Here is a 15,671-nt window from a genome sequence, read left to right on the forward strand (position 1 = left end):
ACCGGGGCTTTTTTGTTCCGGATTACGGCGTCGGCGGAGGCGCGGAGGACGGTTCGGCCGAAACCACCGGGGCGTTGACGTTCTGCGCCTCGCCGGTCGGCGGATTGGTCGGCTGCCCCGTCGCCGTGGTCGGAGCGTCGGCCGCCGGGATCTCGACCGGGTCGGTCTGGAAGGCGGCGGCGTCCACGGCCTGGTCACCGTCGTTGGCGTTGGTCGTGGCGAAGCCGCCCTGGCTGACGAACCACATGCCCAGCAGCAGGATCGCCACCGCCGCCAGCGAGATCAGCAGCAGGGCCAGGATGCGCACGCCGCCGCGGCCGCCGCGCACGTACTGGGCCTCGACCGGCCGGCCCTCGTGGACCGCGTCGGCGGCCCGGTCGTGGGGGGATTCATGGGTCATGGCGGGCCTCCGACATCGATTACGCTATGCGAGGTGAACGCCCTCGCCAGCGCGGCCGTTCCGGCGCTCGCGCGCGAAGCGAAAAAAGTTCGAAACCGCGGGAACCGCCTGCGGGCGCCGCCGTTATCGGTCTGCGGAGGCGGCGACGCCCCCCCGACTTGAGACTGGTGAAAACCAGTCTGTCGCCTCCGCGCCTCATTCTCGATGATGCCACTTCAGGCGGGCCCTTTGCGGCCCGCCTTTTTCTTCGCCCCGCGCTGGACAGTCCGTGCGGCCCGGTCATGATGGCCCGTCCTGAAAGAAAACCTGCGGAGATCGTCCATGGCTCGCGTCAATCGGCAGTGGGTGCTGCGCCAGCGGCCCCGGGGACTGGTCCAGCCCGGCGATCTGGAGCTGGTCGAGTCGCCCGTTCCGGCGCTGAACGAGTCGGAGGTGCTGGTCCGCACCGTCTATCTGTCCCTGGACCCGACCAACCGCACCTGGATGAACGACGCGGAGGGCTATCTGCCGCCGGTGCCGCTGGGCGGCGTGATGCGCGGCCTGACGCTGGGCGTGGTCGAGGAAAGCCGGTCGAGCCGTTTCCGGGTCGGCGACATCGTCACGCCGCTGTCGGGCGTCTGGGCCGACTACGCGGTCGTGCCCGAGATGGAGCTGCGGCCGGTCCACCGCGCCCCGGGCATGCCTCTGACGGCCAATCTGTCGGTGCTCGGGATGACCGGGCTGACCGCCTATTTCGGCGTCACCGACGTGCTCAGGCCGCAGGCGGGCGAGACCATGGTGATCTCGGCCGCGGCCGGCGCGGTCGGCTCGATCGCGGGGCAGGTGGCGAAGGCGCGCGGGGCTCGCGTCATCGGCATAGCCGGCGGGCCGGACAAGTGCCGCTGGCTGACCGAGGAGCTCGGGTTCGACGCCGCCATCGACTACAAGAACGAGGATGTCGGCGAGGCGCTGGACCGGCTGGCGCCGGACGGCGTGGATCTGAATTTTGAAAATGTCGGCGGCGACATCATGATCGCCGTCTTCAACCGGCTGAAGACCCACGGCCGGATGGCTGTCTGCGGCCTGATTTCCGCCTACAACGCCACCAAGGCGCCGCCGTCGCCTAATTTCGCCCGCCTCATCACCCACCGGCTGAGGGTGCAGGGCTTCCTGGTGCTCGACTACGCGCCCCGCGCCCGCGAGATGGTGGCCGAGATGGGGCCTTGGCTGCACAGCGGCCAGGTCAAATGGAAGGTCCACGTCGACGACGGCCTCGAGAATGCGCTGGATTCGCTGAACCGCTTGTTCACGGGCGATCACGACGGCAAGCTCCTGGTGCGGGTCTCCGAAGAGCCCGCCGGCTGAGGGGCCTGCGATGAGCGAACCGCTCCACGTCCATTTCGAGGATCTGGCCGTGGGCGAGGTCGTCCCCCTGGGCGCCTGCATGGTCGACCCGGCCGCCATGGACCTCTTCGTCGAACGGTTTTCGCCGGGGTGGGACGTCTCCTACGGCGCGCCCGACGCCATGGTCTACGCCCTGTGGAGCCGGCTGTTCGCCGACAAGGTTTCGGGCTGGGCCCAGTCGAAGGTGCTGGCCGTCGACGGGCTGCGCTACATGCGCAATCCACCCCCGGGCGAGCTGATGCGCGGGCGGATGACGGTCATGGGCAAGGATCCGGTCGGCGACGAGAAAGGCATCGTCATCGCCCAGCACGACCTGCTCGACGAAGCCGGCCGGCTGATCTTCTCCTGCCTGACCCGGGCGCTGCTGGCCCGCAGATAGGCAGCAGGCGACAGGCAGCAGAAACATCGCGTCTGGCGAAAGGGCGACCCGCCGAAGCGGGCCGCCCTGATGCCTGTTGCCTGACGCCTGCCGCCTTCCTAGGCGTTGCCGGCGGCCGGCTGGGCCGCGGCGGCCTTCTGGAAGGCGATGGCGATCAGACGGTCCCAGCCCAGCAGCGAGACGAGGTGGGCGTAGATTTGGCCCAGGGCGCCGTTGTCGCGCAGCTCGGCCAGTTTGTCGGCCGGCAGGGCCTTCAGCTTCTCTTCCGACACGGCGAAATACTCGGCGATCTTCTGCGGAGCGGCGGCCGTGCCGTCGGGGTTGCGCGGATTGAACACGGCCTCGCGGGTCTCGAGCAGGTCGAGCTCGGTCAGCAGCTTGACGAAGGCCTCGGTGCGCAGGCGCTCCTGCTCGAAATTGTTGCAGAACTCCATGGCCTGCTCGACGTAGGGCGAGGGCTTGCCGTCGGCGAACAGCGGCGTGGCGCCGCCTTCCTTGACGAAGGCGGCGTCGCGATCGATGCACAGGATCAGGCGCTTCTGGACTTCGTCGTTGGCGAAGACGAACGGGTAACGACGGATGTAGGCCGGGATATAGGCCTCGGCGCGGAAGGCGCCCTTCTCGTCGACGAACAGGTTCTCGCCCTGGCGCAGACCCATGACGGCGACGGGCTGGCGGGCGTCGCCGACGAAGATCACCGGATAGCTCAGCGCCGCCGGCGCGAACTCGGTGACTGTCAGGGGCACGATGTTGGTGTTGGCCGCGAAGGCGTAGGGCTGTTCGACCGAATCAACGCCCAGCTTGCTGTGCGCCTCGACGGAGAGCGGCTCCGGCTTGCCGTAGAACAGGACGTTGCCCGAAAGCGAAGCGGTGGCGGTGGTGTCGGTCATGGACGCGAAACGAGCTCTGGATGGAAAAGGGGAAGCGCGCTTCTAGCCCAGACGGTCCCGGGCGGCAAACGCGGTTCCCCTCACCGGCGCATCGCCTCAGAACCGCCAGGTGACCCCGGCCCGCAGGCTGCGTCCGGGCAGGGGCGCGATGTCCTTCTGGAAGCTGGCGTGTTCGCGCGCCTCGGCGTCGGTCAGGTTGGAGGCCTCGACGAAGACCGTGACGTTCCGGTCGGCGAACGGCCGGATCGCGCCGTTCAGGCTGACCAGGGTGTAGCTGTCGGTGGGCCGTTCGAAGGCGGCCGTGCGGTCCTGTTCGCCGACGTGGCGAACCTCCAGCCCGGCGTCGAACCGGCGCGAGGCCCACTCCAGTCCGGCCGTGACCGACCACGGCGGGATGCGCGCGGCGGCGCCGAGGTCGGTGGTCGCCCGCACCCAGTCGGCGGCCCCGGTCAGGGTCAGGCTGCGCTGGCCGCTCTCCCACAGGCGGTAGTCGGCCTCGGCCTCGAAGCCGCGGAATTCGGCGTCGGTCTGGACGTATTCGAAGATGGGCAGGCCGGAATCGACATCGTCCACGCCGGTGGGCCGCAGGTCGATGAAGCCGTCGTAGTTCGCCGCATAGGCATGCAGGTCGAACTCGAACGGACCCTGGGCATAGTGGACGGTCGCCTCGACGGACGTCGCGACTTCGGAGTCGAGGTCGATGTCTCCAACCTCGAAGGCGCCGGTGGCGACGTGGGCTCCCTCGGCGAACAGCTCCACCTCGCTCGGCGCGCGCTCGTTGCGTGCGACGCTGAGGCCGAGGAACAGGGGCGGGGCGGGGCGGAAGAACAGGCCCGCCGAAGCCGAGACATTGGTGAAGTCGCGCTCGGCCGCGAGGCTTTCCAGCGAGCGCTTGTCGAGGCGCAGGCCACCTTCGAAGCCGAGGCCGCCGCGGTCGAAGCGCTGCACGGTGTAGAGACCCTGCTCGCTGATGTCGGTGCGTGGCACATAGGCCTCGTCGCCGACCGCGTCGAAGGTGCGGTCCAGCAGCTGGGCCCCGATCACGCCCTGCCAGCCGTTGCGCTCGCGCTGGATCAGTTCGAAGCGGCCCTCGGCGCCGTCGGAGAAGAATTGCGTGCCGATCTCGTCGCCCTCGAACTCGGTGTGGGCGTAGTCGGCCCAGCCGGCGGACAGGCGGGCGGCGCTGAACGGGCCGCTGGCGAAGGTCAGTTCGCCGCGCAGGTCGTAGCGGGTCTGCTCCAGGCCGATGGAGACGCCTTCCTCGTGCGCGTCCGGATCGAGCGGATCGGGTTCATGTTCGTGGCCGGGCACACCATAGGTGGTGTCGACGTGCTTGGCCGAGACCCCGATGAAACCGCGCGAACCGATCCAGCTGGCGCCGGCGCCGTACTGGTCGAGCTGGACGGAGGTGTTGTGGACGGTGCGTTCGTCGCCGGCGGTCTCGCCCTCCTCGTCCAGCAACGCCTGCGATTCCGGGAAGACCGGAACGTCGTAGTCCGAGGAGTCGCGGGTGAAGCCGTCGACGGTCAGCACCAGCGGCCCGGCGTTGGCCTTGAGCCGCGCGCCGAAGCTGCTTCCGTCGTCGACGGTGGAGGCCTGGGCCGAGACGTGGCCGTCAACGCCGTCGGCCCGCTCCGTCGGAATGCGGTCGTCGATGATGTTGACCACGCCGCCGATGGCCGAGCCGCCGAACACCAGGGTTGAGGGCCCACGCACGATCTCGATGCGCCGGGCCTCGCCGGGATCGACCGCGACCTGGTGGTCGGGCGAGACCGAGCTGGCGTCGATCATGCCGAGGCCGTTGGTCAGCACCTGCACGCGGGGGCCGGACAGGCCGCGGATCACCGGCCGGCTGGCGCCCGGGGCGAAATTGGTGCTGCGCACGCCGGGCAGGCCGTTGACCAGATCGCCCAGCGTCGCGGCCGGAGCGACCGCCAGATCCTCTTCGTCCAGCACGTCGACGGCCAGCAGGCTGGCGCGGTCGGTGACGCCGAACGGCGCGCCGGTGACGATGACGTCCTCGACGACGATCTCCCGTTGCTGCGGCGGAGTCTGGGCGGCGGCGACGCCGGCGAGGGCGGTCCAGCTTGCAGCGGCGAGAAGGAGGGCGCGGTGGGAGATCATGCGGGGAGCCTTACGACGGGAGGTATAGTGTTATGAAATAACATCACATACAGTCAAGCCCGACGTTGCGGTCCGCCGGTCGAGCGATTAGCTGTGGCCCATGGGCGACGCCTGCCACCATCACCACGACGACGGCCCGCCCGGGGAGGCGGAGGTCGAGCGCGCCCTGAGCGCGGCGGGCGCCCGCCTGTCCGCCGAGGGCGAACGGATGACGGCGGCGCGCAGCCGGGTGCTCGAACTGCTGCTGGGCGCCGGCGAGCCGGTCAAGGCCTACGACCTGATCGCCCGCTTCGGCGAGGACGGGCAGCCGGCCAAGCCCCCAACCGTCTACCGCGCCCTGGAGTTCCTCGAGCGCAAGGGACTCGCCCACCGCATCGCCTCGATCAGCGCCTATGTGGCCTGCAGTTCCGGGGGACGCGATCACGCCGCCGCCTTCCTGATCTGCGACTGCTGCGGGGCCACGCAGGAGGTGTCCTCGCCGGTAGCGGGCGACCTGGGCCGCGCCGCCGACGCCGCCGGCTACGCCATAGAGCGGACCACCATCGAGGCGCACGGGCGCTGCCCGGCCTGCCGCGTCGCCGCCTGAGGCCGACGGCGGCTGGCGTCGGCTGACCCCGGGACCTATCTGGACGCCATGGACGCGATCCGGCTCTCCCCGCCCCGTCGCCTGAGCCTGCCGGTGGCCAACCGCTGGGGCGCGGGCGAGATGAGCGTGCTCGACTTCGGCGATGCGAAGCGGCCGGTCGACCTGGTCTTCGTCCACGCCAACGGCTTCAACGCCATGACCTACCGCAGCCTGCTGGCTCCCCTGTCGGGGACCCTGCGGATCTGGGCGCCCGATCTGCGCGGCCACGGGCGGACGACCCTGCCCGCCGATCCCAACGGCCGGCGCGGCTGGACCGATCATCGCGACGACCTGATCGCCCTGCTGGACGCGTTGGACGGCCCGCCGGCGGTGCTGGCCGGCCATTCGATGGGCGGCACCACGGCGCTGCTGGCGGCGGCCGAACGGCCCGACCACGTCTCGAAGCTGGTGCTGCTCGATCCGGTGATCTGGCGGCGCTGGGTGGTGGCCGCCTTCCATCTGCCACTGCTGGACCGCCTGGCTTCACGCATCCCGCTGGTCAGGAGCGCGCTTCGCCGCCGCGCCGTCTTCGACAGCCGCGAACAGGCCATGGCCGCCTATTCGGGGCGGGGCGCCTTTCGCGGCTGGCCCGAGATCATGCTGGCCGACTATCTGACCGACGGGCTGATCGAGACGGAACAGGGCCTGGCCCTGGCCTGTCCGCCGGAATGGGAGGCCTCGAACTACGCCGCCCAGAGTCATGATCCGTGGCGGGCGCTGGCGCGGCTGGACCGGCCGGTGCGCATCCTCCAGGCCGAGGCCGGCTCGACCTGTCACGTGCCGGAGCATCCGCGCGGTCTGCCGAACGTCGCAATCGAGACGGTGCACGGCGGCACCCATTTCTTCCCGATGCTCAAGGCCGACGTCGCCCGCGACGCCCTGTTCGACTCGGCGGTGTGACGCCGTGGCCGCACTGGCGCAGACGGAACCGGCGGGCTAAACCGCCCGCCACCGGGACACGCCGACACTTCAGGGAACCGCTTCAGCATGCGCGATATCAACCACTTCATCGACGGCGCGTCGTTCACCGGCGCGTCGGGCCGCTTCTCTGATGTGTTCAACCCGAACACCGGCGAGGTTCAGGCGCGGGTGCAGCTGGCGACGGCGGCGGAGATGGACCGGGCCGTGCAGGCGGCCCAGGCCGCTTTCGAGGGCTGGTCCTCGACCAATCCGCAGCGCCGCGCCCGGGTGATGTTCGAGTTCAAGCGGCTGGTCGAGGCCAATATGAACGAGCTGGCCGAGCTGCTCAGCTCGGAGCACGGCAAGGTCATCGCCGACTCGAAGGGCGACATCCAGCGCGGACTCGAGGTCATCGAATTCGCCTGCGGGATCCCGCACGCGCTGAAGGGCGAATACACCTGGGGCGCCGGCCCCGGCATCGACGTCTATTCGATGCGTCAGCCGCTCGGCGTTGTGGCCGGCATCACCCCGTTCAACTTCCCGGCCATGATCCCGATGTGGATGTTCGGCGTGGCCATCGCCGTCGGCAACACCTTCATCCTCAAACCGTCGGAGCGCGATCCGTCGGTGCCCGTGCGGCTAGGCGAACTGATGATGGAGGCGGGCGCTCCCGCCGGCGTCCTGAACGTCGTCCACGGCGACAAGACCGCCGTCGACGCCATCCTGACCCATCCGCAGGTCCACGCCGTCAGCTTCGTCGGCTCGTCCGACATCGCACACTACGTCTACCAGATGGGCGCCCAGCACGGGAAACGCGTGCAGGCCATGGGTGGCGCCAAGAACCACGGCATCGTCCTGCCCGACGCCGACATGGACCAGGTGATCAAGGATCTGTCGGGCGCCGCCTATGGCAGCGCGGGCGAGCGCTGCATGGCCCTGCCGGTGGTGGTCCCTGTGGGCAAGAAGACGGCAGACGAGCTGCGCGAGCGGATGGTCGCCGAGATCCCGTCGATGCGGGTCGGCGTCTCCACCGACGCGGGGGCCCACTACGGCCCCGTGGTCACCGCCCAGCACAAGGCGCGGGTCGAGGGCTGGATCGAAAAGGGCGTCCAGGAAGGCGCCGAGCTGGTCGTCGACGGCCGCAACTTCAGCCTGCAGGGGCACGAGAACGGCTATTTCATCGGCCCGTCGCTGTTCGACCACGTCACGCCGGACATGGAGTCCTACAAGGAGGAGATCTTCGGCCCCGTGCTGCAGATCATGCGCGCCGCCAGCTTCGAGGAGGCGCTGAGCCTTCCGTCGAAGCACCAGTACGGCAACGGCGTCGCCATCTTCACCCAGAACGGCCGCGCGGCGCGCGACTTCGCCGCCCGGGTCAACGTCGGCATGGTCGGCATCAATGTGCCGATCCCGGTACCGGTCGCCTATCACACCTTCGGCGGCTGGAAGCGGTCGGCCTTCGGCGACACCAACCAGCACGGCATGGAAGGCGTGAAGTTCTGGACCAAGGTCAAGACGGTCACCGCGCGCTGGCCCGACAGCGAGCTGGAGCACGCGGATTCCAGCTTCGTCATTCCGACGATGGCGTGAGCCACCCGCTACCTTGACGCGTCCGCCGGAACGCGTCTTGGTGGCGGCGGGGCGTGGGGACCCCGGGGGACGCTTTGATGCGCAGAGTCATCTCGGCCGCGCTCGCGGCCGTCGCGCTGCTGGCCGCCGTTCCGGCCACAGCCCAGATCATCATCGTTCCGGAGGCCCAGGGTGAGGCGGCCATCCGCCACTCGCAACTGGCGACCGCCACGGCCCAGAAGGTGACGAGCCTGATGCTCGCCGTGGTCAACGATCCCGGCTACGTTGAGGCGACGAGCCCCGACGATCTGGCGGCGTATATCGACGCCAACCGCGCAAGGATCGCCTCGACCCGCGCCGAGATTCGTCGCCTCAAGGCCGAGCTGGACGCCTTGCCGACGGTCGGCCGGCCCTCGGACCCGCCCCAGATCCGCATTTCCGATCAGGTGGTGGATGACATCGCCGTCTTCTGCGGCAACATCGACGATCTGCTGGGTGATGTCCTGGCCTTGGGCGACGCCCTGAAATCCGGAGATGGCGCCAGGTCGCAGCGGGTGGCCATGTCGCTGATGCGCGGATCGATCGCCGTGGTCGACGCCCAGTCGCTGATGCTGCGCAGCCGTCTGCCGCTTATGGGGTCGGACACTTCGGCCTATCACCGCGTCTCGGCCATGGCCTGCTTCTATGACGCCATGGCGGCCTACCAGCGCGGCGAATACGAATTCGTCACCCGTTCCGAGGCTGCGGGCAAGGTCGCCGAGGCGGAGGCCTGCATGCGCGAGCGGATCGCCGCCAGCCAGACGTTTCTGCGCATCGAGGCGGTCGCTCCGCCACCCCGCGCCGACCTGATCGCGATGCGCGATCAGCTGACTGCGGTCTACGCCGAAACCCTGACCCAGCTGACCAAGGGCGCCGACCTGCTCGGGGAGGCGCAGAGCGTGATGGCTCGCGGAGACCTTGAGGCCTTCAACCTGCCACTCACCGAGCGCGTCATCGCGTTCGAGGCCGAGATGCAGCGCCTGACCATCCGCGAAGTCGATGTCGTAGCGTCGACTCAAGGCCTGTAGTCTCGCCTCATACGCGTCCGGGGCAGCGCAGCCCCTCAAGAGGCGCTATGGTTCCCGGACAGTTAAGCTGGAGCGCTCCCCCGCATGCGTCGCTTTTTCGTCTGGTCGGCTCTCGCGGCCCTGCTGGGCCTGATCCTCGCGGTCGGCGGCTTCTGGGCCTACCAGCATTTCTACGCCCGCTTCCAGCCGGTGACCGTGACCCGCAACCAGGCCGTCATCCAGCAGCTGCTGGACGAGTCGTCGTGGCTGTCGGCCGGGGGCGGAGGCGAGCCGCTATACATCATCGGCTATCGCGACTCGGCCGCCATGCAGCGCTACGAACGCGAGGAGGCGCCCAAGCTGCGCGCCGCCGGGGTCGAGGTCCGGATCATCGTCTTCGCGCGCCCGGACCGCGAAGGTCTGGCGCAGTCGACGGCGGCGGAGCGGGCCACCGTCGCCGAGCTGTGGCTGACGCGCGACTGGACCCTGTATCAGCGCTGGACCGCCACGCCGTCGAACAATTGGAGCGCCGCGGGCATCCCCGCCGCCGACGGCAATCTGGCGCGCGGCGCCGTGGTCGAGGCCGGGCGCGATTTCGTCGGCGCCCTGAACGAGGCGCTGGGCGGCGAGGGCCTCCGCATCAGCTATCCGCTGGTCATCTGGCGCGATCGCGAGGGTTATATGAAGGCCTGCGCCTGCTCCGACAGCCGGTCGTGGGCCTTCGTGCGCGACGATCTGGACGCGCCGGACCGGGTGGGCCCCGCGGCCGTGGCGGCGCCGGACGGCGTTCCGCCGCCCATGGCCTATCCCGGCGACGGCAGTCCGGAGACCCTGCCCTATCCGACCCTGCCGCCGATCACCCCCGCTGACGGGGCGCCGATACCGGATCCCGGCGTGACGCCCGCTCCGGCCCCGCCGCCGGCCCGTCCGGCCACGCCGCCCCCGCCCCGCAAGGCGCCGCAGCCGAAGAAGCAGGACGACACGACCTTCTTCTGAGGACGGCGGGTGCGGGGTCAGAGGACCCGTTTGCAGACCTCGACGAGGCGTTCGACGTCGGCCTCGTCCTGATACAAGCCGAAGCCGAAACGGATGGTGTCGTCGCGGACGTCGGTGACCACATTGGCGTCAAGCAGCCGCGCCCGCCACGCCTGGGCGTCCGGGTGACGGAAGGCGAGGAAGCGCGCCCGCATGGCCTCGTTGGCCACCGGATTGATCAGTTCGGCCTGGGCCAGCCGTCCCGCCGCGCCTTCCGTCACGGCGTCCTGGAAGCGGCGCATCAGGCCGTGGGCGTGATCGGCGATGGCGGCGGTGGTCAGGCCGGCCTCGTCCAGCATCCGACGCACGCCGTTGAAGCGGTACAGCGGCGTGGCGTCGAAGGTGGCGCCCCAGAAGCGGCCGGCGTCCGCCCGGTAACGGACGTCTTCCGGGCGGCCCATCAGATCGCCGAACTCGGCGAACCAGCCGGTCGCCACCGGTCGCGGACAGTAGCCGTCGGGCGCGTGCAGGATCCCCGCACCCTCTCCGGACATGGCGTATTTGTAGCCGCCGGTGACGTAGAACACCTTGTCCGCGATGGCCGACAGGTGCGTCGGGGCGGCCATGAAACCGTGGTAGCCGTCGACCAGCACCCACGGGCCGGCCGGGTCCGCCAGCGCCGCCAGGTCTTCCATGCGGCCGAACGCCTGACCGGTCTTGAAGAAGATCTGGCTGACCACGATCCAGTCGAAACCGCCGCTGCGCGCGGCCTCGACGAAGCGGTCGTCGAAGGTGTCGAACGGATGCAGCGGCACCCGGGTCACCAAGGCCTCGCCGGCCTCCTCCCAGCGCTCGCCCTGGCGGCGGAAGGAGTGGAATTCGCCGTCGGTGGACAGGATGCGGACGGGCTTGCGATCGAAGCCCGAGAAGATGCGCAGCAGGAAGTCGTGGGTGTTGGGCGCGAACACCACGGTGTTTGGCGACGGCAGGTTCAGCTCACGGGCGACGTGGTCCTGAGCCTCCGGCACGACCTGGCCGAAGATCAGGTCCCATTTCCGGTCGGCGAATTTGTTGGCCTCCACCCATGCCCGGACCTGCCCGTCGAACGAGGCGTCCGGCCACAGATGATGGCTGTGGGCCGCGAAATGCAGCCGCTCCGGGTCCAGCGACAGGGCGCGGGAGAACAGGTCCTTGCGAGCGGCCATCAGCATCTCCCGTCGGCGAACAACACCGACGGTCGATAGCGGTCCCTCACATCGCGCTCAAGCAGCGAGCCGCCGCGCGGCGAGCGTTAGCGCGCCAAAACTGCTCAAGCAGCGAGCGACCGCGTCGCGAGCGATAGCGCTTTAGATGAGAGACCCGTGGCAGTGCTTGAACTTGCGGCCCGAGCCGCACGGGCAGTCGGCGTTGCGCGGGGTGCGCTCCCAATTGACCGGCAAGGCGCCGACCGGCAGGCGGGCGCGGTCGTCGCCCTGCAGCAGGCCCTCGGGCGACTGGGCCGCCGGATTGGCCATTTCGTTTTCGCCCGTGCCCGGGTTCAGGTGGATCTCCTGGAACTCTGGCAGATCCATCACGGGCGGGGCCTCGAAGCGGAACTCGACCGTCATCAGCCAGCGGGTGACGTTGTGGCGCAGTTCGTAGAGCAGCGTCTCGAACAGGTTGAAGGCCTCGGTCTTGTACTCGTTCAGCGGATCGCGCTGGCCGTAGCCGCGCAGACCGATCACGCCGCGCAGGTGGTCGAGGTGGACGAGGTGCTCGCGCCAGCTCATGTCGATCATCTGGAGCATGAACTGCTTTTCCAGACCGCGCGTCTGCTCGGCCCCGATGAGCTCGAGCCGCTCGGCGGCGCGGGCGTCGGCGGCGGCCATCAGCCGCTCCTCGATCTCCTCGTTGGAGACCCCTTCCTCGGCGGCCCACTCATGCAGCGGCAGGTCGAGGCCGAGGGTCGACTTCACCTTCTCGTTCAGGCCATCGATGTCCCACTGCTCGGCATAGGCCTTGGGCGGCATATGCTTGTCGATCAGGTCGGTGATCACGTCGTTGCGGAACTCGGCGACCAATTCCGACAGGTCCTCCGCGTCCATGAACTCCTGGCGTTGCTCGAACACGGCCTTGCGCTGGTCGTTCACGACGTCGTCGTATTTCAGCAGGTTCTTGCGGATGTCGTAGTTGCGGGTCTCGACGCGCTTCTGGGCGGTTTCGACGGCGCGGTTGAGCCACGGGTGGCTGATCGCCTCGCCCTCGGCCACGCCGAAGCTGCGCATGATGGAGTCCAGCCGGTCGCCGGCGAAGATGCGCAGCAGGTCGTCCTCGCAGGACAGGAAGAATTTCGACGTGCCCGGGTCGCCCTGACGGCCGGTGCGGCCGCGCAGCTGGTTGTCGATGCGGCGGCTCTCGTGGCGCTCGGTGCCGAGCACGAACAGGCCGCCGGCGGCCAGCGCCTTGTCCTTCTGGACCTGGATGTCGGCTTTGAACTCGGCCTGTTTGGCCGCCTCCATCCCGGGCGTGACCTCGACGCCCATGTTGCGCTGCTCGAGCTTCCAGCGCTGGACGCGCATCTCGAGGTTGCCGCCCAGCTGGATGTCGGTGCCGCGGCCGGCCATGTTGGTGGCGATGGTCACCGCGCCGGGCAGGCCCGCCTCGGCGACGATATAGGCTTCCTGCTCGTGCTGGCGGGCGTTCAGGACGCTGTGCGGAATGCCCCTGCCGCGCTTGATCTCGATATCGAAGTCGTCGTCCTTGAGGGCCTGATACGCCTTCTTCGCCTCGCGCCGGACCTTCTCGTCGTCGCTGACCACCTTTTCCAGCAAATGCTGGTGCTGCGGTTTCAGCGTCTTGACCGGGACCTCGTATTCGAAGGCCTTGAGCAGCTCCGACAGGACCTCCGACTTCTCGATCGAGACGGTGCCGACGAGGATCGGCTGCCCCTTGACGTGGCATTCGGCGATCAGGGCGGCGATGGCCTGGTTCTTCTCGGCGGCGGTGCGGAAGATCTCGTCGTCGTGGTCGATCCGCTTGATCGGCCGGTGCGTCGGCACCTCGAGAACATCCATCTTGTAGATGTCGAGGAATTCCTGGGCCTCGGTGGCGGCCGTGCCGGTCATGCCGGACAGCTTCTCGTAGAGGCGGAAATAATTCTGGATGGTGACCGAGGCCAGGGTCTGGTTCTCGGGCTGGATCTTGACGCCTTCCTTGGCCTCGATGGCCTGGTGCAGGCCCTCGGAGAGGCGGCGGCCCTGCATCATGCGGCCGGTGAACTCGTCGATGAGCATCACCTCGCCGGCCCGGATGATGTAGTCCTTGTCCTTCTGGTACAGGGTGTTGGCGCGCAGGGCCTGGTTGATGTGGTGCACCAGGCTGATGTTGGCTGCGTCGTAGAGTCCGGTGGTGTCGGCGGCGAACAGGCCGCGGGCTTCCATGATCTCCTCGATCCTCTCGGAGCCTTCCTCGGTCAGCAGGGCCTGGCGCTGCTTCTCGTCGAGGTCGAAGGTCGACTTGTCCTGGATCAGGTCCTTGATGATCTCGTCGACGGTCAGATACAGGTCCGACCGGTCCTCGGTCGGGCCCGAGATGATCAGCGGGGTGCGCGCCTCGTCGATCAGGATGGAGTCCACCTCGTCGACGATGGCGAAATGGTGCGGACGCTGCACCATCTCGCGCCGGTCGTAGACCAGGTTGTCGCGCAGATAGTCGAAGCCGAACTCGTTATTGGTCCCGTAGGTGATGTCGGCGGCGTAGGCGGCCTGGCGCTGGCCCTGGCTCAGGCCGTTGACGATGACGCCGACCTCCATGCCGAGGAACCGGTAGACCCGGCCCATCCACTCGGCGTCGCGCCGCGCCAGATAGTCGTTGACGGTGATGACGTGCACGCCCTTGCCGGACAGGGCGTTCAGATAGACCGGGGCCACGGCGACCAGGGTCTTGCCCTCGCCCGTCCGCATCTCGGCGATGCCGCCGTCGTGCAGGATCATGCCGCCGGTGAGCTGGACGTCGTACTGACGCTGGCCGAGCACGCGCTTGGAGGCCTCGCGGACCACCGCGAAGGCCTCGTTCATCAGCTTGTCGAGCGTCTCGCCGGCCGCGATGCGATCGCGGAACGCATCCGTCATCATCCGCAGTTCGTCGTCGGACAGGGCGGCGAACTTGTCTTCGAGCGCGTTGATCTTCTGCACCCGGCCCATGAAGTCCTTGACCTTGCGGTCGTTGGATGAGCCGAAAATCTTCTTGGCGATGCCGAGCATGGATGATCCGAAGGCGGGCGAGCGGCTGGGGCTCTGGTACTGGAACGGTCCCGAAGGAGCGGCGGCGAGATGCGCCGGGCGAGGCCTCGGCGGCGGCGGCCCGGTGCGCCTGTCACAGGCGCGCGCAAGGGCCGCGCGAACGTTCGAAAACCCCTCGACTTGGGCGCAGGCCGGACTTAAGCACCGGCCTTATCCCTGTCAACGCGAGGGCCTTTGGCGCCCGTGACGGAGCTTGCCCCGAAATGAGCCTCATCCAGACCCGGACTCTGGCCCGCGCCCTCTTCCCCGTGCTGCTGGCGGCCGTCCTCACCGTCGCCGCGTGCGGCCGCGGGGGCGGCTCCGACCGGCCGCCGGAGCCGGGCGACCGCGCCGTCGCCAAGGTCCAGGACGAGACCATCTGGGCCTCGGACGTCAAGCGCGAAGCCGTGGCGCAGGGCCTCGTCGGCGAGGGCGAGCCTCTCGACGTCACCTCCGACCTGTTCCGCCGCGTGCTTGACGAGGTCATCGACCAGAAGCTGCTGGCCCGCGAGGCCGAGCGCCGCGGGCTGGACAATTCGGCCCTGGCCCAGCGCCGGCTGGCGGCGACCCGCGAGCGCATCCTCGGCGACATGCTGGTCGAGACGGTCGTCAACGGCGAGATCGACGACAAGGCGGTCGAGACCATCTACCGCGAACAGGTCCGGCTGGCCGAGACCTCCGAGGAAATCCGCAGCCGGCTGATCCTGTCGCGTACCCGCGAGGAGGCCGACGCCGTCATCGGCCTTCTGGCCCAGGGCGCGGCCTTCGAGGCCGTGGCCCAGCAGCGCTCCATCGACGAGGCGACCCGCTTCTCCGGCGGCGATCTGGGCTACGCCACGCTCGACGTGCTGCCGCAGGCCTATGCCGACGCCCTGCGCGACCGGCCGGCCGGTTCGACCGTCGGTCCGTTCCAGACCGAGGGCGGCTGGGCCGTACTGCGCGTCGAGGATCGCCGCAAGGAGACGCCGCCGACGCTGGAGCAGGCCCGGCCGCAGATCGTGCGCTACCTGACCTACGAAGGGGTGCGCCAGCTGCTGGAGCAGCTGCGCGGCAAGGCCGAGGTCGAGGTGCTGCTGAACGGCGACTCCACCTCGCAGGAGCCGGCCTCGGCCCCCGCGCCC

The 15,671-nt window shown here is 69.1% G+C and carries 13 protein-coding genes; 8 read left to right on the forward strand and 5 right to left on the reverse strand.

From position 1 onward, the window contains the following. Positions 1–22: 22 nt before the first annotated feature. Positions 23–400, reverse strand: coding sequence for a hypothetical protein (locus tag VEC04_RS05385; protein ID WP_324774607.1), 378 nt, complete (start codon positions 398–400; stop codon positions 23–25). A gap of 321 nt (positions 401–721) precedes the next feature. Here VEC04_RS05385 and VEC04_RS05390 point away from each other — a divergent pair, with 321 nt between their 5' ends. Together VEC04_RS05390 and VEC04_RS05395 are read left to right on the forward strand one after the other, a co-directional pair. Continuing rightward, on the forward strand, positions 722–1,744 hold the full coding sequence (locus VEC04_RS05390; protein ID WP_324774609.1) for an NADP-dependent oxidoreductase: 1,023 nt from the start codon (positions 722–724) through the stop codon (positions 1,742–1,744). Between the two features lie 10 nt (positions 1,745–1,754). Continuing rightward, a complete protein-coding gene (locus tag VEC04_RS05395) occupies positions 1,755–2,162 on the forward strand; it encodes an acyl dehydratase (RefSeq protein ID WP_324774611.1) in 408 nt (135 codons plus the stop codon). Positions 2,163–2,260: 98 nt separating this feature from the next. Here the strand turns inward: VEC04_RS05395 and VEC04_RS05400 are convergent, their stop codons facing one another. Continuing rightward, complete coding sequence (locus tag VEC04_RS05400; RefSeq protein WP_324774613.1) at positions 2,261–3,052, reverse strand: SapC family protein; 792 nt, start codon at positions 3,050–3,052, stop codon at positions 2,261–2,263. 96 nt (positions 3,053–3,148) lie between these two features. After that, on the reverse strand, positions 3,149–5,176 hold the full coding sequence (locus tag VEC04_RS05405; RefSeq protein ID WP_324774614.1) for a TonB-dependent receptor domain-containing protein: 2,028 nt from the start codon (positions 5,174–5,176) through the stop codon (positions 3,149–3,151). Between the two features lie 100 nt (positions 5,177–5,276). Between VEC04_RS05405 and VEC04_RS05410 the strand changes: the two genes are divergently transcribed. The 5 genes from VEC04_RS05410 to VEC04_RS05430 all read left to right on the forward strand — a co-directional run bounded on the left by VEC04_RS05410 (position 5,277) and on the right by VEC04_RS05430 (position 10,312). Further along, positions 5,277–5,762 (forward strand): Fur family transcriptional regulator, encoded by a 486-nt coding sequence (locus VEC04_RS05410; protein ID WP_324774615.1) that lies wholly within the window; start codon positions 5,277–5,279, stop codon positions 5,760–5,762. 48 nt (positions 5,763–5,810) lie between these two features. Next, a complete protein-coding gene (locus VEC04_RS05415) occupies positions 5,811–6,701 on the forward strand; it encodes an alpha/beta hydrolase (RefSeq protein WP_324774616.1) in 891 nt (296 codons plus the stop codon). Positions 6,702–6,788: 87 nt separating this feature from the next. Further along, the gene (locus VEC04_RS05420) at positions 6,789–8,291 is read left to right on the forward strand and encodes a CoA-acylating methylmalonate-semialdehyde dehydrogenase (RefSeq protein ID WP_324774617.1); all 1,503 of its coding nucleotides are present in this window, start codon (positions 6,789–6,791) and stop codon (positions 8,289–8,291) included. 77 nt (positions 8,292–8,368) lie between these two features. Continuing rightward, the gene (locus tag VEC04_RS05425) at positions 8,369–9,337 is read left to right on the forward strand and encodes a hypothetical protein (protein WP_324774619.1); all 969 of its coding nucleotides are present in this window, start codon (positions 8,369–8,371) and stop codon (positions 9,335–9,337) included. 84 nt (positions 9,338–9,421) lie between these two features. Further along, a complete protein-coding gene (locus VEC04_RS05430; protein ID WP_324774620.1) occupies positions 9,422–10,312 on the forward strand; it encodes a hypothetical protein in 891 nt (296 codons plus the stop codon). A 17-nt stretch (positions 10,313–10,329) separates the two neighbouring features. Here VEC04_RS05430 and VEC04_RS05435 read toward each other — a convergent pair whose 3' ends face one another. Then, a complete protein-coding gene (locus tag VEC04_RS05435; protein ID WP_324774621.1) occupies positions 10,330–11,496 on the reverse strand; it encodes a class V aminotransferase in 1,167 nt (388 codons plus the stop codon). A 141-nt stretch (positions 11,497–11,637) separates the two neighbouring features. Next, positions 11,638–14,532 (reverse strand): preprotein translocase subunit SecA, encoded by a 2,895-nt coding sequence (secA, locus tag VEC04_RS05440; RefSeq protein ID WP_324774622.1) that lies wholly within the window; start codon positions 14,530–14,532, stop codon positions 11,638–11,640. A 242-nt stretch (positions 14,533–14,774) separates the two neighbouring features. Between secA and VEC04_RS05445 the strand changes: the two genes are divergently transcribed. After that, a partial coding sequence (locus VEC04_RS05445; protein ID WP_324774623.1) for a peptidylprolyl isomerase occupies positions 14,775–15,671 on the forward strand: 897 nt, incomplete at its 3' end.

The organism is Brevundimonas sp., from assembly GCF_035626535.1.
Taxonomy (GTDB): Bacteria; Pseudomonadota; Alphaproteobacteria; order Caulobacterales; family Caulobacteraceae; genus Brevundimonas.

Coding starts and splice junctions, on each gene's coding strand:
- VEC04_RS05435 (WP_324774621.1), bottom strand. CDS start 11,496: ATGGCCGCTCGCAAGGACCTGTTCTCCCGCGCCCTGTCGCTGGACCCG.
- VEC04_RS05415 (WP_324774616.1), top strand. CDS start 5,811: ATGGACGCGATCCGGCTCTCCCCGCCCCGTCGCCTGAGCCTGCCGGTG.
- VEC04_RS05425 (WP_324774619.1), top strand. CDS start 8,369: ATGCGCAGAGTCATCTCGGCCGCGCTCGCGGCCGTCGCGCTGCTGGCC.
- VEC04_RS05420 (WP_324774617.1), top strand. CDS start 6,789: ATGCGCGATATCAACCACTTCATCGACGGCGCGTCGTTCACCGGCGCG.
- VEC04_RS05430 (WP_324774620.1), top strand. CDS start 9,422: ATGCGTCGCTTTTTCGTCTGGTCGGCTCTCGCGGCCCTGCTGGGCCTG.
- VEC04_RS05410 (WP_324774615.1), top strand. CDS start 5,277: ATGGGCGACGCCTGCCACCATCACCACGACGACGGCCCGCCCGGGGAG.
- VEC04_RS05395 (WP_324774611.1), top strand. CDS start 1,755: ATGAGCGAACCGCTCCACGTCCATTTCGAGGATCTGGCCGTGGGCGAG.
- VEC04_RS05400 (WP_324774613.1), bottom strand. CDS start 3,052: ATGACCGACACCACCGCCACCGCTTCGCTTTCGGGCAACGTCCTGTTC.
- secA (WP_324774622.1), bottom strand. CDS start 14,532: ATGCTCGGCATCGCCAAGAAGATTTTCGGCTCATCCAACGACCGCAAG.
- VEC04_RS05385 (WP_324774607.1), bottom strand. CDS start 400: ATGACCCATGAATCCCCCCACGACCGGGCCGCCGACGCGGTCCACGAG.
- VEC04_RS05390 (WP_324774609.1), top strand. CDS start 722: ATGGCTCGCGTCAATCGGCAGTGGGTGCTGCGCCAGCGGCCCCGGGGA.
- VEC04_RS05405 (WP_324774614.1), bottom strand. CDS start 5,176: ATGATCTCCCACCGCGCCCTCCTTCTCGCCGCTGCAAGCTGGACCGCC.